Annotated in this window: 20 protein-coding genes, 1 tRNA gene and 1 pseudogene; 19 read left to right on the top strand and 3 right to left on the bottom strand. The window is 47.4% G+C overall.

Going from position 1 to position 20,783, the window contains the following annotated elements:
* Positions 1 to 12: 12 nt before the first annotated feature.
* The 3 genes from OEV79_09280 (at position 13) to sucD (ending at position 3,164) form a co-directional block, all read left to right on the top strand.
* Positions 13 to 957 carry a radical SAM protein gene (locus tag OEV79_09280; protein MDH4211621.1) on the top strand — a complete coding sequence of 315 codons (945 nt, stop codon included), beginning with the start codon at positions 13 to 15 and terminating at the stop codon, positions 955 to 957.
* A gap of 191 nt (positions 958 to 1,148) precedes the next feature.
* On the top strand, positions 1,149 to 2,279 hold the full coding sequence (gene sucC / locus OEV79_09275) for an ADP-forming succinate--CoA ligase subunit beta (protein ID MDH4211620.1): 1,131 nt from the start codon (positions 1,149 to 1,151) through the stop codon (positions 2,277 to 2,279).
* Positions 2,280 to 2,294: 15 nt separating this feature from the next.
* Positions 2,295 to 3,164 (top strand): succinate--CoA ligase subunit alpha, encoded by an 870-nt coding sequence (gene sucD, locus OEV79_09270; protein ID MDH4211619.1) that lies wholly within the window; start codon positions 2,295 to 2,297, stop codon positions 3,162 to 3,164.
* A 103-nt stretch (positions 3,165 to 3,267) separates the two neighbouring features.
* On the opposite strand, the gene OEV79_09265 is transcribed toward sucD, so the two are convergent.
* Positions 3,268 to 3,341, bottom strand: a tRNA-Pro gene (locus tag OEV79_09265).
* Positions 3,342 to 3,432: 91 nt separating this feature from the next.
* Between OEV79_09265 and OEV79_09260 the strand changes: the two genes are divergently transcribed.
* The 12 genes and pseudogenes from OEV79_09260 to OEV79_09205 all read left to right on the top strand — a co-directional run bounded on the left by OEV79_09260 (position 3,433) and on the right by OEV79_09205 (position 15,037).
* Positions 3,433 to 4,494 carry a C25 family cysteine peptidase gene (locus OEV79_09260; GenBank protein ID MDH4211618.1) on the top strand — a complete coding sequence of 354 codons (1,062 nt, stop codon included), beginning with the start codon at positions 3,433 to 3,435 and terminating at the stop codon, positions 4,492 to 4,494.
* The gene (locus OEV79_09255) at positions 4,488 to 4,769 is read left to right on the top strand and encodes a hypothetical protein (protein ID MDH4211617.1); all 282 of its coding nucleotides are present in this window, start codon (positions 4,488 to 4,490) and stop codon (positions 4,767 to 4,769) included. Before OEV79_09260 ends, OEV79_09255 begins: the two co-directional genes overlap by 7 nt.
* Positions 4,766 to 5,680 carry a V-type ATPase subunit gene (locus OEV79_09250; GenBank protein ID MDH4211616.1) on the top strand — a complete coding sequence of 305 codons (915 nt, stop codon included), beginning with the start codon at positions 4,766 to 4,768 and terminating at the stop codon, positions 5,678 to 5,680. The genes OEV79_09255 and OEV79_09250 overlap by 4 nt, the downstream gene beginning before the upstream one ends.
* Positions 5,670 to 5,993, top strand: a complete 324-nt coding sequence (locus OEV79_09245) for a hypothetical protein (protein ID MDH4211615.1) — start codon at positions 5,670 to 5,672, stop codon at positions 5,991 to 5,993. The genes OEV79_09250 and OEV79_09245 overlap by 11 nt, the downstream gene beginning before the upstream one ends.
* Positions 5,990 to 7,741 (top strand): annotated as a pseudogene (locus tag OEV79_09240) (V-type ATP synthase subunit A). Before OEV79_09245 ends, OEV79_09240 begins: the two are co-directional and overlap by 4 nt.
* A 137-nt stretch (positions 7,742 to 7,878) precedes the next feature.
* Positions 7,879 to 9,279, top strand: a complete 1,401-nt coding sequence (locus OEV79_09235; GenBank protein ID MDH4211614.1) for a V-type ATP synthase subunit B — start codon at positions 7,879 to 7,881, stop codon at positions 9,277 to 9,279.
* 12 nt (positions 9,280 to 9,291) lie between these two features.
* Positions 9,292 to 9,915, top strand: a complete 624-nt coding sequence (locus tag OEV79_09230; GenBank protein ID MDH4211613.1) for a V-type ATP synthase subunit D — start codon at positions 9,292 to 9,294, stop codon at positions 9,913 to 9,915.
* 35 nt (positions 9,916 to 9,950) lie between these two features.
* Positions 9,951 to 10,181 (top strand): hypothetical protein, encoded by a 231-nt coding sequence (locus tag OEV79_09225; GenBank protein MDH4211612.1) that lies wholly within the window; start codon positions 9,951 to 9,953, stop codon positions 10,179 to 10,181.
* A 160-nt stretch (positions 10,182 to 10,341) separates the two neighbouring features.
* The gene (locus OEV79_09220; GenBank protein ID MDH4211611.1) at positions 10,342 to 11,376 is read left to right on the top strand and encodes a hypothetical protein; all 1,035 of its coding nucleotides are present in this window, start codon (positions 10,342 to 10,344) and stop codon (positions 11,374 to 11,376) included.
* A gap of 52 nt (positions 11,377 to 11,428) precedes the next feature.
* Entirely contained in the window at positions 11,429 to 12,349 is a 921-nt protein-coding gene (locus OEV79_09215; protein MDH4211610.1) for a GDP-mannose 4,6-dehydratase, read from the top strand.
* 58 nt (positions 12,350 to 12,407) lie between these two features.
* Positions 12,408 to 13,208: a DUF58 domain-containing protein gene (locus tag OEV79_09210; GenBank protein MDH4211609.1), complete on the top strand. Its 801-nt coding sequence runs from the start codon at positions 12,408 to 12,410 to the stop codon at positions 13,206 to 13,208.
* The gene (locus tag OEV79_09205; GenBank protein MDH4211608.1) at positions 13,205 to 15,037 is read left to right on the top strand and encodes a BatA domain-containing protein; all 1,833 of its coding nucleotides are present in this window, start codon (positions 13,205 to 13,207) and stop codon (positions 15,035 to 15,037) included. Before OEV79_09210 ends, OEV79_09205 begins: the two co-directional genes overlap by 4 nt.
* 55 nt (positions 15,038 to 15,092) lie before the next feature.
* Here OEV79_09205 and OEV79_09200 read toward each other — a convergent pair whose 3' ends face one another.
* Positions 15,093 to 16,067, bottom strand: coding sequence for a hypothetical protein (locus tag OEV79_09200; GenBank protein MDH4211607.1), 975 nt, complete (start codon positions 16,065 to 16,067; stop codon positions 15,093 to 15,095).
* 89 nt (positions 16,068 to 16,156) lie between these two features.
* Positions 16,157 to 17,461, bottom strand: a complete 1,305-nt coding sequence (locus OEV79_09195) for a sugar transferase (GenBank protein MDH4211606.1) — start codon at positions 17,459 to 17,461, stop codon at positions 16,157 to 16,159.
* Between the two features lie 153 nt (positions 17,462 to 17,614).
* Here OEV79_09195 and OEV79_09190 point away from each other — a divergent pair, with 153 nt between their 5' ends.
* From OEV79_09190 to OEV79_09175, 4 genes are all read left to right on the top strand, one after another.
* Positions 17,615 to 17,869, top strand: a complete 255-nt coding sequence (locus OEV79_09190) for a S4 domain-containing protein (protein ID MDH4211605.1) — start codon at positions 17,615 to 17,617, stop codon at positions 17,867 to 17,869.
* 29 nt (positions 17,870 to 17,898) lie between these two features.
* Positions 17,899 to 18,870 (top strand): 4-hydroxythreonine-4-phosphate dehydrogenase PdxA, encoded by a 972-nt coding sequence (locus OEV79_09185; GenBank protein MDH4211604.1) that lies wholly within the window; start codon positions 17,899 to 17,901, stop codon positions 18,868 to 18,870.
* Positions 18,863 to 20,032 carry a DPP IV N-terminal domain-containing protein gene (locus OEV79_09180; protein MDH4211603.1) on the top strand — a complete coding sequence of 390 codons (1,170 nt, stop codon included), beginning with the start codon at positions 18,863 to 18,865 and terminating at the stop codon, positions 20,030 to 20,032. Before OEV79_09185 ends, OEV79_09180 begins: the two co-directional genes overlap by 8 nt.
* A 179-nt stretch (positions 20,033 to 20,211) precedes the next feature.
* On the top strand, positions 20,212 to 20,712 hold the full coding sequence (locus tag OEV79_09175; GenBank protein MDH4211602.1) for a hypothetical protein: 501 nt from the start codon (positions 20,212 to 20,214) through the stop codon (positions 20,710 to 20,712).
* Positions 20,713 to 20,783 lie beyond the last annotated feature (71 nt).

Genomic DNA, 20,783 nt, shown 5'->3' with positions numbered 1-20,783 from the left:
CGGTGGATAGTGATGAAGAAAATCACGAAAGACCTCGTTAAGAAATTCTATGAACTCCTGACACCGTGCAAGGTGTGTCCACGTGAGTGCGGGGTCGATAGGTTGAGCGGCGAGTTGGGCAGCTGCAATGCCGGAGCGGATGTTGAAGTCTCATCCTACCATCAACATTTTGGGGAGGAACCACCGCTCGTCGGTCGCCACGGTTCGGGTACCATATTTTTGACCCACTGCAATTTGCATTGTGTGTTTTGCCAGAACTATGAAATAAGTCAGTTGGGGATGGGTAGGAAGACGACCATTGAAGATCTGGCTGAAATGATGCTCAGACTGCAGGAACGAGGTTGCCACAACATCAATTTTGTCACACCTACGCCCTGGGTACCGCAGATAGTTGCTGCGTTGGCTGTTGCCCAGGATAAGGGTCTGGATCTGCCCATCGTCTATAACTGCGGTGGCTACGAATCAGTACAAACTCTGAGAATGTTAGAGGGCATTGTTGATATCTATATGCCGGATATTAAGTATGCTGATAATGTGCTCGCCGGCAAATACTCGGCCGTTGAAGATTACTGGGATATGGTGAGACCGGCGCTGATAGAGATGCATCGTCAGGTTGGGGATTTGTCGGTGGAGGATGGCGTAGCACATAAAGGACTCCTGATCCGCCATCTCGTCCTGCCGAATAACAAGGCCGGAAGCAGGGAGTGTTTTGAATTCATCCGTAAGAATCTATCACAAAGGACAGTGGTTAACGTGATGGCTCAATACTACCCGACGCACAAAGCGGAACAGTACCCAGACATGAACCGTCGCATCACGACTCAGGAGTACCGTGAAGCCATCGGGGAATTGAACAGACTGGGTCTCGATGAAGGGTTCAGGCAGACCATAGACACGATTTTTAGAGCGATTGTGCCGGAATGGACTGACGACCTAAAAGACATCGAAAGTAAATAACTTCTCTTTCATCGATCATTTTCGGTAACCCAAACAGAGCTGATCAGACGGAATGTCTTGCGAGTGCTGGGTGGCAATTGGTATTGACTCAAGCCAATATTTGGCTATTCTATGGCAAGTTTTTATCCATTATTTAAAGAACGTTAAATGTCAATGTTAAGCACCAAGTTAAAGAATATCAAGGAGGCAAATTGAAGGTTCATGAGTATCAGGCAAAGGAAATCTTCAAGAAATACGGCATTTTGACGCCAAAGGAGAAGATGTGCCGTACGGTTGAGGAAGTGATGGCTGCTGTCAAGGAAATCGGTATTCCTTGTGTCATAAAGGCACAGGTTATGGTAGGCGGCCGTGGAAAGGCTGGCGGCATAAAACTGGCAAAAAACGAAAATGAGGTAAGGCAGTATGCCGAATCCATTTTGAACATGGAAATAAAGGGCATACCCGTTAAGAAAGTACTGGTTTCAGAAGCGGTTGATATCGGGAGCGAGGCTTATCTCGGTATCATTGTTGACCGGACAGAGAAGAAAACAGTAGTGATGGCCTGCAAAGAGGGCGGCGTCGAGATCGAGGAAATCGCTCGACAGAAACCGGAGGCGATATATAAAGTGTACGCAGACTCGCTTCTGGGTTTGATGCTTCACAAGGCAAGAGAGATCGGCCTGTTCCTGTATGACGATCCGAAAATTGCATTTGAGTGTGCTTCTGTTGTATCAAAACTCTATAAGCTCTTCGTTGCGCTTGATTCTTCGCTTGCCGAGATCAATCCTTTGGTCGTCGACCGTTCGGGGCGGCTGATTGCACTCGACGCGAAGATCAACTTCGATGATAATGGGTTGTTTCGGCATCCTGAAATTGAAGCAATGCGTGACCGAGAGAGTGAGGATGAAAATGAATTGCTTGCCAAAGAGCAAGATCTATCATATGTGCGGCTCAGTGGAAATATCGGATGTGTTGTCAATGGTGCAGGTCTGGCAATGGCAACTATGGATCTGGTCAAGCATTTCGGCGGTGAACCTGCGAACTTCCTGGATATCGGAGGTTCCTCTTCCCCGGAGAAAGTCATGAATGCATTGAAGATTCTGCTGAAAGACGAAAACGTGCGGGTGATCTTCTTTAATATATTCGGAGGAATAACGCGTTGTGACGATGTGGCAAATGGTATTCTGCAGGCAAAGAAAACATTGAACATAAAGCATCCTATAGTCGCACGTCTCACTGGAACCAACGAAGATAAGGCAATGGAGATCCTTAAAGAGGCAGGATTGATTTTTGCCAAGACAATGGATGAGGGTGCCCAGAAATCCATCGCTCTCTTGAAGTAAGGCGAAAGGAGTAAGATGAGTATTTTTGTCGACAAGAACACGAGATTGCTTGTTCAAGGCATAACAGGCAGGGATGGTAGTTTCCATACGATGCAGATGGTGAAATACGGAACAAATGTTGTTGCTGGTGTGACTCCAGGAAGAGGCGGTCAGAAGGTAGAAGGAGTTCCTGTTTTCAATAGCGTCGCTGAGGCAGTTAAGAAGACAGACGCGAATACATCGGTCATCTTTGTGCCAGCAAAATTCGCACCTGATGCAGTATATGAGGCCACGGATGCGGGCATCAAACTTATAGTCTGCATTTCCGAAGGTGTTCCGGCCATCGAAATGGTCAGGGTCGTTGAGTATCTCAAAGATAAACATAGTCGCCTGATAGGCCCTAATTCGCCGGGCGTTGTTTCTCCGGAAGAAGCAAAGGTGGGCATTTTGCCCGGACATATTTTCAAGAAAGGTAATGTTGGTGTGGTATCCAGGAGTGGAACATTAACATATGAGATCGTCGATCAGATAACAAAATGCGGGCTCGGTCAATCGACATGTCTGGGTATCGGTGGCGATTCGATAATCGGGACTAAATTCATTGACTGCCTTGAGCTTTTTGCAGATGACAAGGATACCGAAGCCGTGGTCGTTGTGGGCGAGATCGGTGGCCGTGATGAACAGGATACTGCGGTCTACGTGAAGAAGAATTTCAAGAAGCCAGTATTCGGCTTTATCGCTGGGAAGACGGCGCCCGCGGACAAGCGCATGGGCCATGCCGGAGCTATTATCTCTGGGACCGCTGGCACGGCGGCGGAAAAGATCAAGGCCTTTGAGGATTGCGGAATAAAGGTTGGCGAGACGCCGGCTGAGGTCGCGAGGTTGTTAAAAGAGCACTTCGGATAAACACCCCATTATCACTTTGTTCGTGATGTCTGTTTTGGTCATTTGGATTTTGTATTTTGGTATTGTTTAGGGTTTAGAATTTGAGATTTAGGATTTAGTGAGGTCGGGGCGGTGGGATTTGAACCCACGACCTCATGGTCCCAAACCATGCGCGCTAAGCCACTGCGCCACGCCCCGTGATTTCGTATTATACATGGCAAGGACCTAAAGTCAACAGCGAAATGGCTACAATTTCTTGACTTCGCTGTGAATTTTAGTATAATGACCAATGCGGATGCTGATTCTGAGCGGCAAAGAGGCGCTGCATGAACGAATCAGGGATATCCGCCCCTTAGAGAAAGCACTAAATGAATACGTTGAGTCGCGGAAGATATATGAACCGGTATTTTGCTATTATGATGCTCCAAATGAATACGGGATTGAACCCGTGGCAAGGGATGCTGAGGCAATAAGAGAATATGTTTCGGATTTTGAGAAGAAATTGGGTGATTTCGATTTTCTCCTGCTGTTGGGAGGCGATGAGGTGATACCTTTCTTTCGCCTGGAGAATCCCTGTGATGATGCAGATGAAAGTGTATTATCTGATAATCCGTATGCCTCGCGCGATGATAATTACGTCATCCCCGAACGAGCATGCTCACGTATCCCGGATAGTGGAAACAGTGATTTTATGGTCCAGCAATTGAATAAAGTTGTGTCACGACATGACAAATCCTTCGGGCTGACAGCCAGAGTCTGGCAAAGGTCATCGGAGAACGTTTACCGGCCAATAGGTGAGCCTGAGGAGCTGGAGTGTACACCACCGGTCACGAAAGACAAATTCGACAAAGCATGGCTGCAGAAGAAAGATTATCTATATTTCAATGTCCATGGCAGCAAATTGTCAGCAAACTGGTACGGGCAGGAAGGTGCTAGTTATCCGGTGGCAATGGGTCCAGAAAATGTGGTGGGCTCAGCTGGTATTGTTGCTTCCGAGTCGTGCTATGGCGCGTATATTATTGAGAAAACGCAGGATAATGCAATTAGCATGAAATTCCTGGCTGAACCTGAGGTGGCAGGTTTCTGCGGTTCTACAACTATCGCGTACGGGCCTGCACAGCCGCCTTCGAGCGAGGCCGATCTCCTTGTGAAATACTTCTTTGAATACCTGCAGCAGGGTCACACGCTGGGTGAGAGTTTGAGAAATGCGAAGCTTGATTTCGCACGCAAATCATTGCGCCGGCACGGTTTTCTCGATGACGATGACACAAAAACCCTGTTACAGTTCGTCCTATATGGCGATCCTACATTGAGGGTGAGACCGCCTCAGAAGGCGGGGCTGATATGCTGATCGACCCCAAGCATATTGAAAGAATTAAGGAAGAGATTGTCGCGCAATATCCAGAATTCAAAGGTGTTGAGCCGAAAGTATCCGAGAGGACCGTCAAGCCGCAGGATGCGATATATGAGAAACTCGATATGGGAGTGCCCAAGCAATTCAAAAGTATTTATCGATTAAAATTCGAGATAACAGTGAGGACCGCAGATGAAATACCTATTGAACGGATCCTGCTGGTGACTTTGGACGAGAATTTTGATATCATTAAAATAGTGGAATCGAAATGATCAAGGGTACTGGGGATACAAGATACGCATATGTAAATGGCATCATAAGGGCGCTCGAAGCGAGGCTCTTGACCAGGGGGCATTTCGACCGTTTGATCGCTGCCGATTACGGCAGCTTCAATACGATTCTTTCTGACACGCCGTATGTGGGGCAGCAAGATATCAATGATAATCTTGAATCCCAAGAAAATTCCGTGCGTTGTTTGTTTAACCGGTTTTGCATCACCGAAGAGGTCAGAAATTTCGTTGATTGGCCCGAACAGCTTCACAATCTGAAGGTGAAACTCAAGGAGGGTGGTGAGGAGTTACTCTACGCACAGGATTTGGATACCGTGGAGTCATGGTCTGAGGTCCTTGATGAAGTGGCCAGGTTTGTGGTTGATAAAGATCCGTTTGTGTTGTCGACTAATCTCGATCGCATACTCTGCAAGCATTTATATGAAGCCGCGGCTTTTGCACCATTCTTCCAGGGTTTTTTTGAAATGTATTTTGAATTAGAAAATGTCCGCAATTTTTTCAGAGCCAGACAATTTGAAGATAAACGGGAGATTTTTAAGCAGATCTACCTGCCATGGGGAGGTTTGAAACTGGAGTTCTTTATGGGCAATCTCGACGTTGCGCAGGACCAGCTCGGGCGCAATTTTTTCAATACCCCTTACGCATCTATGGTCGAGAAGGGTGGTGCGTACTTTGAAGACAGAAATTCTTTTCTCCGCCTTGAGAGACTGAACGAGGAATACAAACTTGGCTACCTGGCGCAAGCCAGGCATATGACATTCGGAGTCGAGCCACTCTTTGCCTACTACAAATTCAAGATGGGCGAAATAACAAAATTGCGGCAGGTCTATTGGGGGAAATTGAACGAGGTTTCGGTTGAGGACCTGAAGGAGAGTATTCCAGATGTCTGGTAATGCGTTAGCGATCGTGGGTAAACGTGAAACTGTGATGCCATTTCTTGCGACCGGTGCGAGGGTGGTCTATGTCAAGGAAGGAGATTGTGCGGCTACAGTCGAAGGCTTGATCAAAGAAGGAGCCAAGATCATTCTTTTTACTGAAGAATTCATTGAAGAGTTGAGTGATGTTCTATCAAAATACCGAACAGAGACGCTTCCTTGTTTAATACCGATACCATCGGGGCGTGGCAAGACAAAAGTGGCGATCGAGAGAATCAGGGGAGTTATAAAAAAGGCAGTAGGTGCTGATATATTCTTGGAGGAAAGATGAGGAAAGGCGAGATCACTAAGGTATCTGGTCCGTTGGTCGTGGCAAAGGGGATGACAGGGAGCAAGATGTACGACGTGGTGCGTGTGAGCGACGAACGACTTGTTGGTGAGATCGTCGGTCTTGCCGGAGACCTGGCGTCAATTCAGGTCTATGAGAATACGTCGGGAATCGGTCCTGGCGAGCCGGTTTACATGACTGATGAACCCCTCTTTGTCGAACTGGGACCAGGCCTTATCGAATCGATTTTTGACGGTATCCAGCGGCCGCTGGATATTATTAAGGAAAATACCGGCGATTACATCACACGGGGTATCGAGGTGCCCGCCCTGGAGCGCGACAAGAAGTGGCATTTCAAGCCGACCGTCAAGTCGGGGACTGAAGTTGGACCCGGAGACATAATCGGTGAAGTGCAGGAGACCAAGTTAGTGCTGCACAAGATCCTTGTGCCGCCTGGCATGAAGGGTAAGATAAAGGAAATAAAAGAAGGTGATTTTCTCGTAAACGCTGTTATATGTTCGCTTGAACATAACAAGGAAAAGCACGATTTGACCATGATGCACCGTTGGCCGGTCAGGATTCCCAGGGGCTATAAAGAAAGATTGGCTCCGTCGCTCACGCTGTCGACAGGGCAGCGGGTCATTGATACGTTCTTCCCGATAGCCAAGGGAGGCACGGCATGTTGTCCTGGTCCTTTTGGATCGGGAAAGACGGTGATACAGCATCAACTCGCCAAGTGGGCGGATGCAGAGATTATTGTGTACATCGGTTGTGGTGAGCGAGGTAATGAAATGACCGATGTTTTGCTCGAATTTCCGGAACTCAAAGACCCGCGATCTGGAGAAGCGCTCATGAAAAGGACGGTATTGATCGCCAATACGTCCAATATGCCCGTGGCCGCCCGTGAGGCGTCTGTTTATACTGGTATTACGATCGCCGAATATTTCCGGGATATGGGCTATTCTGTTGCCGTTATGGCCGATTCGACATCGCGATGGGCAGAGGCGATGCGAGAGATTTCTGGACGACTCGAGGAAATGCCGGGTGAAGAAGGATATCCAGCGTATCTTGCGGCGCGAGTAAGTTCTTTCTATGAAAGGGCAGGTCGCGTGAAGACATTGGGGAAACCCGATAGGGAAGGTGCACTCAGTGTAGTTGGTGCGGTGTCGCCTCCTGGTGGTGATCTTTCCGATCCGGTTGTGCAGGCGACATTGAGGGTTGTTAAGGTGTTCTGGAGTCTCGAGGATAAACTCGCATATCAGCGACATTTTCCGGCAATCTCCTGGTTGAATTCGTATTCGCTCTACATCGATGATATCGCTGATGATGTGAATAAAATGACTGCGAAGGATTTTACAGAGCTATCAAGAGAGGCCATGAAATTGCTGGAGCAGGAAGCGGAATTACAGGAAATAGTCAGGCTTATTGGCGTCGATGCGCTCTCTCCGGAGGACCGTCTCATTCTCGAAGGGGCGCGTTCGATCCGTGAAGATTTTCTGCATCAAAATGCTTTTCATGAGATTGATACTTATGCATCGCTTAAGAAGCAATATAAAATGCTATCCGTATGCATGTTCCACTACAATAAGGCGCGTGACGCTCTTAAGCGCGGTGTTGCTTTCGATGATATCGTGAAGATGGATATTCGGGATAAGATAGCAAGGATGAAATATCTTGAAGAATCTAAGCTCGACGTAATTGATGGGATTAAGGATGAATTGACTGCGGACTTCGACCGAATGATCAAGGGAGACGCAAAACAGAAAGAAACGGAGAATGGGAGAATCGGTGAAGCGGAGAAGGGGAGACAGGGAGAAACGGAGACCGTCAAAGACAAGGAGACTGAGGGACAGGGAGACAAGGAGAAAAAGGGACAAGGGGATAGAAAATGATTAAGGAATACAGTAGCATATCTAATGTTGCCGGCCCGCTTCTGCTTGTTGAAGGAGTCAGCGGAGCGAAATACGAAGAGCTCGTCGAAATATACACCGGCACCGGCGTTAAGAAAAGGGGTCGCGTCCTCGAGGTTGATAGAGACAAGGCACTCGTTCAGATCTTTGAAGGATCAACCGGTATCGACGTGCAGAATTGTCGGGTTCGCTTCCTGGGTAAGACCCTCAGCATAGGTGTTTCAGAAGAAATGCTGGGACGGATCTTTGACGGCTTGGGCCGTCCGAAAGACGGTGGTCCTTCAATAATTCCAGAAGCGATACTTGATGTCAACGGTGCGCCTATCAACCCCACTGCGCGTGATTACCCGAATGAATTCATTCAAACTGGCATTTCTTCTGTAGACGGGATCAACACCCTGGTGCGTGGGCAAAAGCTGCCGATATTTTCCGGGTCTGGACTGCCTCACAATAGGGTTGCTGCACAGATTGCCCGGCAGGCGAAAGTATTGGGGAAAGAGGAGGAATTCGCCGTTGTCTTCGGAGCGATGGGGATTACTTTTGAAGAGGCGAATTTCTTTATCCAGGATTTCACAAAATCAGGCGCCCTGGAGCGGGTCGTGCTGTTTCTCAATCTTGCCGACGACCCGGCAATTGAAAGGATCTCGACACCGCGGGTTACTTTTACCGTTGCCGAGTACCTCGCGTTCACTAAGGGGCTGCATATTTTAGTAGTTCTCTCAGACATGACCAATTACGCCGAGGCATTGCGGGAAATTTCGGCCGCGCGTAAGGAAATACCTGGCCGGAGGGGATACCCAGGCTACTTGTATACTGACCTTGCCAGTATTTATGAGCGATCCGGCCGGATAAAAGGAAAGAAAGGTTCGATCACCTTGATCCCGATTCTCTCTATGCCAGAGGACGATAAGACCCATCCGATCCCGGATTTGACTGGCTATATCACTGAAGGTCAAATCATTCTCTCACGCGGTCTCTACAGGAAAAAAGTATCGCCGCCTGTCGATGTTCAGCAGTCCTTGTCAAGGTTGAAAGATAAGGGTATTGGCAAGGGTAAGACCCGGGAGGATCACGCCGATCTGTTCAATCAATTGATCGCGTGCTACGCCAGGGGTAAGGAAGCGGCCGAGCTCGCCGTGATCCTCGGTGAAGCGGCGCTTTCGGATATGGACAAGATCTATCTGAAGTTTTCTCAGGAATATGAGGAACGTTACATATCACAGGGCGAGTATGAAGATCGGACTATCGAGCAAACACTCGATCTCGGCTGGGAATTACTGCGCATGGTGCCGCGTGGCGAGATGAAACGAGTGCGTGACGAATATCTGAAAAGATACTACGATGCAAAGCCTTCAGAAAAAGCTGCTGTGACCGGATGAGATAGGTAGAATATGAAACTCGATATACCACCCACCAGGATGCAATTGCTGTATCTAAAGAGACGCGGCAATGTCGCGCGGCGCGGGCATAAACTGCTGAAAGATAAGCAGGACGAATTGATGCGACGGATACTTGAGTTCATCTACCGGATACGAGAGTTAAGATTGAGAATAGAAGAAGAGTTGAGGAGCGCGTTTAGTTACTTCTATTTTGCCTCGAGTAAACAAGCACCTAAGGCCACAGATGAGGCACTGCTTGCGGTATCCAAGAGCATAGACATTGAGCATAGCACAGAGCGGATCCTGAATTTGAAGATCCCCAAATTCTCTAAGAAAATATCTGGTCATCTAATAGGCTACGGATTTCTATCGACGTCAGGCGATCTTGATCTTGCTTTGCTAAAGATAGACCAGCTCATCTCGCGCCTCCTGGAACTGGCTGAATTGGAGAAAACACTTGAGTTACTTGCAAACGAGATCGAAAAAACACGGCGGCGGGTCAATGCTCTGGAATACATCCTCATTCCTTCGATAGACGAGACGATCAAATTCATCAATCTCAAGTTGTCCGAAATTGAACGGGGAGACTTGACCCGACTGATGAGGGTCAAAGAGATTGTGCGGAGTAAATTGTAGAATCAGCGTAAGAGATTATACGCAAAGGAGGAACCGTGGTTGAAGGTTTGGGACTGGTAGTCATTCTGGCCTTTGTAACACTGATATTCGGGATTATCCGAGGGTATTTTCAAATTATTGTACCGCAGATATTGTTGCTGATTGTTGTCGTATATCTGCTGATCCGGGTGCGGGTCAAAATTGCCAAAGCCGAGAAAGAGAAGTTAAGAACCAGAATTGACGAACTGGAAGGTAAGATCAAGAAACTAGCCGGAGATACAGGGTAGGAATATCAGAAAGACCACTCTTTTTTCAATTTTCATTGTGTCTGTTGTTGTTGTCATTGCCATATCTGCAATTACAGTTCACTACTCGAACAAATTAGTCCTGCAGCAAAATCCAGCGCAGCAATGTTTTGATGTATCATACCAGCAGGTATCCGATTCGATGCTCTCCGATCTTGAGGAGGCGGTCGGCGGGGCGGTAACGCGGCGTGATCCTTTTGCGATGCTTGTTCAATTGATAAAATACTTCTCTGCATTCGAGGCCGATGCAAGTGGAGATTATATTACATTCCCGGAAATCTTGAAGCGCAGGCGAGGAAACGTTCAAAGTTACATTGTTGCTGTATGCGTGGTCATGCAGAAATGGGGTTGGGATGTTCAATACCTGCATAATGGAAGTGAGATGTACATAGGTATCAACTTCGAAGAAAAATGGACGATCCGGCAGGGGCATTGGGTTGAAATCAAAGGACGCAAGTATTACCTGAAGGTATTCGATGACGAGACGCCTGTGGGTGAGTTGGTCGTTAGAGAACCGGTATCCACCTATCAATGCCTGGAAGTCTCCGGAGAGCGTCTCAGACCGTTTCCATTGATCACCCGGTTGCCTGAATTTGGGGGTGTTGGGCACGCCATGCAGCTGAACTGGGGCTACGAGGGCAGCCGTTTTGGCGTCACCGTCAACATTCCCGAAGAACAGGTCGCATGGACCCGTAACCTGCCGTCGTGTTTATATGGTATGGTTGCATCAGGCACAGTGGAACTCGCTGGCCTTGATCTCGTCAGCAAATTAAAATCGCTGACGAGGCATTACGATGAGTACGACAGAGTCAATATTCTGCTCAAATTCTGTCAGTCCGAAGATATTTTCAGTTACGATAGTACGCTTCCGATCATCAGCGTGAGCAGACAACTCTTCGAGGCGAGGAACGATTGTGATGGCCGTAGTGTTCTACTCTATTCTTTGCTGGCGGCCGTGTTGGATTATCCTGGTTCACACGTAGTTTTTGTCGAATGGCCATATCACGTTGCACTCGCGCTGAAGCCGATGACCGAGCAGGCCGAAGAACTGCTCTCCCAAAATGGGACTCTTGTCGGCGGCAATTACTACATATTGGACCCGTCGTATATAGGTGATACAGCATGGGGTAGTGCTGCCGAATTTATCGATGAAGAATACCGGCTGATATTTCCGTGAGAAAAATGCGATCATGTTGACTATTCGTTTACGTCGTATATAATCCCTGAAGATGAAGATACTGGTCACTGGAGGTTGCGGATTCATCGGTTCCCATATCGTCGATGCTTATATTTCAGAAGGTCACGGGGTTGTGGTAATCGATGATCTCTCGACCGGCGATATCGGAAATGTAAATCCTGAAGCCAAGTTCTACGAGATGGACATAAACAGTGATTTGCAGGGTATTTTTGAAAAGGAGAGATTCGAAGTAATCAACCACCACGCGGCGCAGATCAATGTAAGAACATCGGTTGATGATCCGATGTTTGATGCAAGGGTCAATATTCTCGGGACGCTCAACCTTCTTCGTATGGCTGTTCAATACGGAGTTAAGAGGTTCATTTATGCGTCGAGCGGCGGCGCAGTGTACGGTGAGCCGGATGATCTGCCAGCAAATGAGAGCACGGCGCTGTCCCCTTTGTCGCCGTATGGAGTATCAAAGGTTGCCGCGGAGAAGTACATATTGGCTTTTTCTCATCTGTTCGATCTGGACAGTTTTATTCTCCGCTACAGCAATGTTTTTGGTCCACGCCAGATAGCGCGGAGTGAGGCTGGAGTAATTTCCATCTTCATCGAGCGAATCCTCAAGAATGAGCCCTGTGTCGTCTATGGCGATGGAAAACAGACGAGGGATTATGTGTTTGTGAGCGATGTCGTTGAGGCAAATCTTCTCGCTCTGGGAGGTTCCCCGAGCATTCTCAACATCGGGACGGGCGTGGAAACCGCGGTAAACGACCTGATTGACGTATTTTCATCCATACTCGGAAGAAAAACCGCGCATCAACATATCGACCCACGTCCTGGCGAAGTCCTAAGAAGTGCACTGGATTGTCAAAAAGCATCTTCCCAGATCGGTTGGGAACCAGTAGTAGCATTGAAAGATGGGATAATAAGAACTCTTGAGTACTTCAAAAAAATATCTCAATCCTGAAGTATTAGCCCGACTGTCACGACTTGATATTAAGGCGCGCCTTGTGGTTGAAGGGTTTTTGAGTGGATTGCACGCGAGCCCGCTGAAAGGTTTCTCGCAGGAGTTTGCCGATTACCGCCAGTACATGCCTGGTGATGAATTGAAAAGGGTCGACTGGAAGGCTTATGGTCGAAGCGACCGGTTCTACATAAAAGAATACCAGGAAGAGACAAACCTCCGGGCTTATATTCTCCTCGACAAAAGCGGTTCGATGGCTTACGGAAAGAGGATCAGCAAGTTGGAATACGCAAAATACCTCGGAGCCAGTCTCGCCTATATGCTTATTAAACAAAAGGACAGCGTAGGCATTGCGACTTTCGACAGAAAGATAGAAGAGATCGTTCCACCGTCGGCCCGACGTACGAACTTCATGATGATACTTCGGACAATTGAACAAGCGAGCGCGGGGGGTGAAACCAACTTGCATGACGTTCTTTTTCAACTGGCCCAGAAGATAAAGAGGCGCGGGTTGGTCATCGTTCTCTCGGATATGCTGGATGACCCTGAATATGTCCTGAAGGCATTACGCTCTTTCCGCTACCGGAAACATGAGGTGATAGTATTCCAGATCCTTGATAAGGACGAAATGGATTTTCCATTTGAAGAGTCAGCCATCTTTTCGGACCTTGAGAGTAATTCGGAGATGGTTATTACACCAGGGTTGATGCGTTCCCGCTATCGAAAGCGATTCAAGGAATTCATAGAATTCTGTCATCGAAATTTGCTCGAGTCGCATATCGACCATACTGTGCTGGATACGTCCACACCCTATGACAAAGCATTATTCGCCTACTTGCAGAAAAGAGCCCGTTTGATATGACGTTCCTTCACCCCTGGTTTCTGCTTGGGTCTGCACTTGCTGCAGTACCCATACTCATCCATCTTTGGTTTCGCAAACGACTCAAGAAAATTCCATTTTCAACGCTTCAGTTCCTGAAGAGCACCGAAGCACGGCGATTTGGCTGGCTAAAGCTTCGCGAGTGGTTGATTCTACTCACACGCTGTTTATTCATATTGTGTCTGTTTATCAGCCTTGCACGCCCTCATCTGAAGAGTACTCTGCTCGGTATGGGCAGGCTCGCGTCTGTATATTTGATCGCCGATAATTCTTACAGCATGGTTTATGGAGATAATTTCGAGCGCATGAAGGAACTCGGGCGTCAGGTTATTTCACGCTACTCGACCAATGCGGAGTTTTGTATCATCTCGCTGTGCGAGGAGCGTGCAGGAACAGAGTATTATTGGATGCGGAATCAGTCTGCTCTGCACTCATTGGGCAAAATTGGTCTTGCCTACACCGGGGGACAGATCCGGGAGGCTTTGGAAAGAGTGCCGGAAATGGCAGCAGAACATCGTATTGAATATGTTTACATCGGCGATGGTCAGGTTGAGAACTTCAGGGATTTTCCTGTCCAGATGACCTCAGAGAGTGATTTCTTTTGGGTACGAGTACCTGCTGGAGGAAACATCGGTATTTCACGTGTTCTACTGAAGGACCCGGTAGCTGTTCCTCTGCAGAACTATACACTGCAAGTCGGTGTGAACAGTTATTCGCCGCGTGCATGGTCAGGCAAGATAGGTGTCAGCAGCGGAGATTACTATCTTGAACACGAACATGTGCTTCAGCCCGGCGCTGAGGCGGTTGTAGATTTTGAATTACCGGTAGAATATGTGAACGGCAAAGTTGAAATCTTCGATGACAGCCTACTGCCGGACAATGTATACTATTTCATCAAGCAATTGCCACAGAGTATGAAAGTATTGCTGATCGGGGATAGCCCTTATTTGATTCGTGCTCTCCAGCCTGAATCCGGAACGAGCATGCCGTTTGGCATTCAAAATGTCGACAAAATAGGCAATACTGATTTGAGAAGATATGACATTTTGATTTTGGCCGGTCTGCGGGAGATATCTGAAAGCGAGCGGCTCAGGCTTGTTGATTTTCTATCACGGCCCGGGACCGGTTTGATTGTAATCTTGGATGAAGATGTAGGCGATAATTTAAGCGAAATACTGGTCGGGACGTGTCGTGTGGAGGAGAACGTATTACCAAAGGGTTATGTCGTAGTCGATTGGGTTGATACCAGTCATCGAATATTCAACATCTTCGAAGATCAACGGGCGATGAGGGATGTACAGTTCTACCGCTATATGAAGGTTTCGGCACAACATGGTGCGTTAGCGCGTTTTTCGACGGGTGATCCCTGTATTATCGTCCGCGGCAATACGGCTGTAATTACTGGCAGGATGCTCCCGCAGCATACAAACTTTGTCTACAAATCGTCCTTTGTGCCGGTGTTCTTGCGGCTTTTGGTCAATTTTGTGGCTGAATCTCGGCGCAGGGAATTTTATGTTGGAGAGAACGTTGCACCTCTCGAGTGGGTGAGAACACCGGCTGGTGATTTGTTAAATAGTGAAGACAATTTCAAGATACCGGGTTTTTACTCCTATGACAGCGAAACGTTGTGTGTGAACGTTCGACCCGGTGAAGGCGATTTACGCATTCTGGGTGCAGAGCGCGCCAAGGTTCTGAACATACGGCAAGTTGATGCTGAGCGAGACCTGACGGGCAGTGATCTGTCGAGTTTCTTCTTGCTCCTCGCACTGTTGTCCATCGTTCTTGAATTGGGTCTAATATTCTTGCGTTAGTCGATTACCCCTGAGAACAGTGCCACCTGTTGCTGAAGATTATGCAGACTTGTAATTACCGGAAACTGAATCCGACTATGGCGTTGTGAGTTGAATAAGGAGTGAAGTTGTAATCATAATGAAAATAGAGATGTCCTAAATGCAGGGTGCATCCTACGATGCTGCGGTAACGGCTTTGACTCTCAAGATGCAGAGTGACTTCTTGCTCGACCGTGATAAGCTCAGCAGGTATGTTGTTTATCGTATCCGGGATCTCATACTCAAATACATAGTTGAAGTAAGCGCGAGTGTTTTCAATGCCCACACCTATTACCGGTTCGAGTGGTCCAAGACGTTTTGATACCAGCACTTGCAGATTCCAGGTGCTGGTATTTGCAATGGCCTTTCTATCTCGATTTTCGATATTGAATCTCTGGTAGGCGGCGCCTATGGCTATGGCAATCGGGATTCCGATCGGCTTGAACAGTGGGAATTTGTTCAATTCCTGTTTAACTCCGATGCCAAAGAAATTCATCCGCGATCCCTCGAAAGTGAACGGAACATATCGGATCGCCAGCTCGGTGCCAAACACGAGGCCGACATTTATCTGAGGCACTAATAGTGGTGCGCTTGAAATATCAAAACCCGTGGGTATGTTAGTTGGAATGCCGATGGAATTACCTGAAATGGGCAGGTCTATCTCCTGTTCTGGGCCGAAGACCGTGCTCAGGTTTTCCAAAGGAATTTCATAGTACACCAGTGAATCCATTGCAAGGGAACACGCGAGTGCTATGCCGTCGAAATATCTCGAGGCTTCGGGTATATGGATGGACATCAGACGGAGTCCAATATCAAAGCCAAGGAAGTCATGACTGTATGCTGATTGGAACAACCCGGTTGATATGCCGGTGCCAAAAGCGTTGACCAGTGGCTGTATGTATGACTGGAGCAGCTCTTCGTTGACATTTTCTATTCTGTCCGCAAGATAATCTTCAAGACCGTTCGCTGACAGCAGGCTGAAGATGATCAAAAGACATGCAAGATACTTCATATACTTAAGTCTATACATTATTCGTATTTTGTCAAGGGTGAATTCATTGGGGCGTTTTATGCTGTTTTTGGGGGATTTTTATGTCCGTACTAGTGGGCGCCCTCTCTCTTCAAAACCGTCAGCACCGTCTTCAAGAAGATCTTCATGTCGAGTTGAATTGAAATATTGTTGACATACGCCAGGTCGAATTCCAGCTTCTTCCGTACATCATCAAATGATCGATCGTAGGCTTGTTTGACTTGAGCCCAACCAGTGATCCCGGGATGAACGGTCAATCTCAGCCGGTAAAAGGGGATAGTCTTTCTGAAACGTTCGACAAAGGCAGGTCTCTCCGGCCTGGGCCCGACAAAACTCATCTCACCTCTTAGCACATTAATGAATTGCGGCAGTTCGTCGAGACGGTAAGGTCTCATTATGCGCCCTATTCTGGTTATTCGTTTGTCGTTCTTCTCGGCCCATACCGGTCCGGTATGTTTCTCGGCATCGGTGACCATTGAACGGAACTTGACCAGGGTGAACTTCTTGCCGCGTAAACCTACTCTTCTTTGTGTATGGAATACCGGTCCGGGAGTGTCAAGCTTGATGAGTATTGAGAGAAGCGTAAGAACCGGGAATAATACGAACAAGCATACTGCTGATATTACGATATCGATCACTCTCTTGAGAAAACGATCCCAGCGCGATAGCGGATGGAACACGACCTTGAGAAACGGGGAATTATCCATCTTCTCAACTAACGAATAATGATAGATGATGGGGTATAGCTTGGGCGAAATGTATATTTCGTACTTTGTCTCGGCAAAGTTCGAGATAACTCTCAACACTTCTTCCTTGTGTATACCATTGCTGTCTATGAGTATACCGTCAATATCGTTGCTGTTGATGAGTTGCTCGTATGCCTGGCGGTATTTGCTCAGACTCACCCTTTGAACGACATTGAACTGTCCTGGTTCAGTAGTCACATCACCGTTATGGAATATGATTACTTTCCCAGGCCGGGGTCTAACATATTCACCGACCAGGCCGCGCCAGAAGAATCGCCAGCCCAGTAATGAGGAAAGTGCGATGGCATAAGCCGGTCCGAACCCCCTGACTCTGATGAAATCTATTTCAATGATGAGCGCAATGGCAATTATAACGATTAGACCGATAACGATGACTTGGAACATCCTGAATAATTCGGTCATTAATTGCACTTTCGCGCGCGTTAAATAGAAATTGGCAGATTGGAATAGAAAAAGCCAGTAGATGAGAATTATGCAGTTGGCGGTGATCGCACGGAGGCTCAGTATCGAATAGTCTATGTCCGATGATTTCCAGCTGACACAAAATGCTGCTGAAAGCAACAGTGCATCACCAGCGATAGTTATTATTAGTTCAGTCTTTCGGGACATCCAACATCTATGGTGTCTTTAAAGACCTCCTTTGACCCACATCTAAGATGTCGCTATAGACCTCCTTTTGAGTACTTAATTATAGTCAATATACTGGATTTGTCAACCCCCTATATATTGTTGACTTCGGGGGTGATATTTCTATAATCTGGCATGCGTATCGATCAGTTCCTGAAAAGAACACTGCTTATGAGGCAACGGCAGGTTGCGAAAAAGCTGTGTGATAAGAACTTCATTAAACTGAACGGAAAATACACTAAAGCCTCGAAACACGTGTCTATCGGTGATGTTATTGAAATAGAGACCATGAAAGGTTTGAGGCACTATCGAGTGTTGATGATCCCACAGGGCAATGTGAAGAAGAACGAGAGCGATCTATATTATGCTGAAATTGAGGGTCAATATTGATATTCGTATATATATGAGTGCAGCGCTGGATGTTGTTCCATGATGATTTTGTCACGCGTGGGTGGATCGTGAGAATTGGCATCACGATCGGCGATCCGTCTGGCATCGGTCCAGAACTGGTATTACGGACGATCCCAAAATTGAAGCACCCGGGAGATTATTCAGTCTATGGCAACAGAGAAATATTGAATAGAACTGCTCGTGATCTTCGCCTTCTGGGTGATTTTAATGAACTCAGATCGCACATTATTGATGTCAGTGGCAATACCAGATTCAAGTACGGCGTATCGACAGCTTCCACGGCCCGTGCGGCCCTGCAGTCAATTAAGGGGGCGTTGGAATCCGGTGCGGATATCATAATCACGGCGCCGATTGTGAAACAAACCATGCGCAGGATAGTACCGGGTTTCATAGGACATACAGAGTATTTTGCCGGTTTCTTCGGCGTAAGCGATTACGCAATGACCGGTTTATGGCGGAACAAACGGATCATGTTATTAACGATCCACATGCCGTTGAGGCATGTTTTCAGAAAGCTGAAGGCAGGTACTATTGCTGACCGTATATGTTTTTTCCAGAAAGGAATTAGGCGCTATTTTGGCATCGAAAATCCAGAGATTGGCGTTTCGGCGCTGAATCCTCATGCATTTGAATTCAGCCTTGGAGAGGATGAAGAGATAAGAAGAGGGATTATGCAGGCGAGGCGAAAGGGTGTCAGGGTGAGCGGTCCGTATGCGGGCGATACCCTGTACAATCGCGTTTTTGACGGGTATGTCGCGATCTATCATGACCAGGCTATGGTTTATCTGAAATCCAAGAAAGACGGTCTGAATTTCACTCTCGGATTGCCGGTCATCAGACTTTCGCCCCTTTATGGATCGGCGTCTGATATTGCTGGTAAAGGTCGTGCAGATATAACAGGATTCATGGCTGCGTTCAAAACAGCAAAGAGGCTTTACGCTAATTTGAAGAAATATGAAAAAAGGATGGAGTATGAATAGTAAATACTGTTTATCATTTGTTCTCTTGGTTATGGTCTTTTGCTGCATTGTCGCGTGCGCTCGAAAGAGCGACCTCCAGCGCGGCAAGGATGCATTCAGCAATGGCGCATACGATACTGCACTAAAGTCCTTGCGCGAGGCACTGAAAAAAGAGGGACAGAATCCTGATATTCACTATTATCTTTGTTTGACATACACTGCTCTCGATTCGGTAGAACCCGCACTTGGGCATTTTGTGAAGCTCGGTGAACTTGGTTCGGATACGAAAGATGATAGGGAACTGAGGGTTCTGATGGCAACTTTGCTCGGTATCGAACCATACCCGTCCAGTATTGTTGAAATGAAAGGGATGAATCAATTCAAGGGCGCGTTCAGTCCAAGCGGTGATCGATTGGCGGTTGCAGCATCCCGGCGTGACCGGGCAGACATCTATCTGATAGATCTGGATGGAAGTAATCTGAGACGATTGGTAACAGGGGGGATGAATACTGACCCGGTTTTCGCACCTGACGGCAAGTCGATCGCATTTGTATCGGACCGCGACGGCGACGAGGATTTGTACCTGTATGACATCGCGACGGATGAACTGCGCAAGTTGACTGACAATTTGGCGCAGGATTTTGCACCCGATTTCGCGCCGGATGGTAAAGAATTGGTGTTTGTGTCAAATATGGATGATCCCTATAAATGGGAAATATATGTGGTCAACGTCATGAGCGGTCGGATCGGGCGGCTCACTGACAACAAATACTGGGATGGTTTTCCAAAATACACTGCCAACGGTCAATCGATTGTTTTTTCCTCGAAAAGAAATGAAAGCGAAGACATCTATGTGATGCGGAGGGATGGCGGAGGTGTGGAGTTGCTTTTTTCGAGTGCCGCAGACGATAATGATCCGACGATCGTACGTGAAAACTTATTCTTCAAATCGGAGAGGGACGGCGAATGGGAAATATATTGTTATAATATCAGAAACCGGCAACTCGCGCGCCTCACCAGCAACGAGTGGGCAGACTGGAATCCAAGGATCTCCGACGATGGGTCGAAGCTCGTCGTGGCTCGCAGGATCAAACAGCGCTGGGTGCTTTATCTTATTAATATAGCGGAGCCTATTTCGTCCGATTACATCTTGTCAGTGATAGCAGCTAGACAGTCAGGATAGTGTTCCTTAGCGGTCGTAAAAGGGCAACAATTTCGTATCGACATTTAAGGGGATTTTACGATGCAAGGGTGGTTTTTGGTACTTTCATTCGATGCTTAAAGGAGCGAATGAGCAGTATGACAAAGCCCTTGACAAATGATAAATAGTTGGTATAATGCCATAATGAAAAAGGAGGTATGATGAAAAAGCTTTTTGCATTGATCGTAGCGGCAGGAATGTTAAGTGGGTTATATGGGTTTTCGATCGGCCTTGGTGCAAGATATGATAATCTGGCAGGCCCCGATGAGACAGACCCATATTTCTCGATCAGGGCTGATGTAATGTGCAAACCATTTCCTATTCTCGGCCTCCGCATGGGAGTGATACAGATTGATCTGCCAACAGATAACACGGGAATTCATATCGGTACTGGTGTGAATGCTGATGTGCTTGTTTATGTCCCGATGGCCGGCATGGTTAAGCCGTACGTTGTCGCAGGTTTCTGGTATACAAGTGCGCAGGATGCGTATACGGATATCATTCTAAAAGGTGGCCTTGGTGCTGAGGTCGGATTTGGTGGTTTTGCAGGATATCTTGAGGCAGCATTCAACATGGATTCCTTTACGCCGGAAGGTGTGGATGGTACGACGAATACGTGGTTCTATGGTCAACTCGGCGTACGCGTCCCAATAGGTCTGTAAGGTTAGAATACGACGGAAAAACGGCGGGTATGACCCGCCGTTTTTTTTGCCCTAAAAAGCAAAATTGCTGG

Source organism: candidate division WOR-3 bacterium, from assembly GCA_029858255.1.
Taxonomy (GTDB): Bacteria; Hydrothermota; Tepidihabitantia; order SM23-42; family SM23-42; genus SM23-42.
This window is presented reverse-complemented; position numbering and strand designations above follow the sequence as displayed.

What these genes read in the sequence shown, in the direction of transcription:
- OEV79_09280 (MDH4211621.1), top strand. Translation starts at nt 13, where the DNA reads ATGAAGAAAATCACGAAAGACCTCGTTAAGAAATTCTATGAACTCCTG.
- sucD (MDH4211619.1), top strand. Translation starts at nt 2,295, where the DNA reads ATGAGTATTTTTGTCGACAAGAACACGAGATTGCTTGTTCAAGGCATA.
- OEV79_09260 (MDH4211618.1), top strand. Translation starts at nt 3,433, where the DNA reads ATGCGGATGCTGATTCTGAGCGGCAAAGAGGCGCTGCATGAACGAATC.
- OEV79_09255 (MDH4211617.1), top strand. Translation starts at nt 4,488, where the DNA reads ATGCTGATCGACCCCAAGCATATTGAAAGAATTAAGGAAGAGATTGTC.
- OEV79_09250 (MDH4211616.1), top strand. Translation starts at nt 4,766, where the DNA reads ATGATCAAGGGTACTGGGGATACAAGATACGCATATGTAAATGGCATC.
- OEV79_09245 (MDH4211615.1), top strand. Translation starts at nt 5,670, where the DNA reads ATGTCTGGTAATGCGTTAGCGATCGTGGGTAAACGTGAAACTGTGATG.
- OEV79_09235 (MDH4211614.1), top strand. Translation starts at nt 7,879, where the DNA reads ATGATTAAGGAATACAGTAGCATATCTAATGTTGCCGGCCCGCTTCTG.
- OEV79_09230 (MDH4211613.1), top strand. Translation starts at nt 9,292, where the DNA reads ATGAAACTCGATATACCACCCACCAGGATGCAATTGCTGTATCTAAAG.
- OEV79_09220 (MDH4211611.1), top strand. Translation starts at nt 10,342, where the DNA reads ATGCTCTCCGATCTTGAGGAGGCGGTCGGCGGGGCGGTAACGCGGCGT.
- OEV79_09215 (MDH4211610.1), top strand. Translation starts at nt 11,429, where the DNA reads ATGAAGATACTGGTCACTGGAGGTTGCGGATTCATCGGTTCCCATATC.
- OEV79_09205 (MDH4211608.1), top strand. Translation starts at nt 13,205, where the DNA reads ATGACGTTCCTTCACCCCTGGTTTCTGCTTGGGTCTGCACTTGCTGCA.
- OEV79_09200 (MDH4211607.1), bottom strand. Translation starts at nt 16,067, where the DNA reads ATGAAGTATCTTGCATGTCTTTTGATCATCTTCAGCCTGCTGTCAGCG.
- OEV79_09195 (MDH4211606.1), bottom strand. Translation starts at nt 17,461, where the DNA reads ATGTCCCGAAAGACTGAACTAATAATAACTATCGCTGGTGATGCACTG.
- OEV79_09190 (MDH4211605.1), top strand. Translation starts at nt 17,615, where the DNA reads ATGCGTATCGATCAGTTCCTGAAAAGAACACTGCTTATGAGGCAACGG.
- OEV79_09185 (MDH4211604.1), top strand. Translation starts at nt 17,899, where the DNA reads ATGTTGTTCCATGATGATTTTGTCACGCGTGGGTGGATCGTGAGAATT.
- OEV79_09180 (MDH4211603.1), top strand. Translation starts at nt 18,863, where the DNA reads ATGAATAGTAAATACTGTTTATCATTTGTTCTCTTGGTTATGGTCTTT.
- OEV79_09175 (MDH4211602.1), top strand. Translation starts at nt 20,212, where the DNA reads ATGAAAAAGCTTTTTGCATTGATCGTAGCGGCAGGAATGTTAAGTGGG.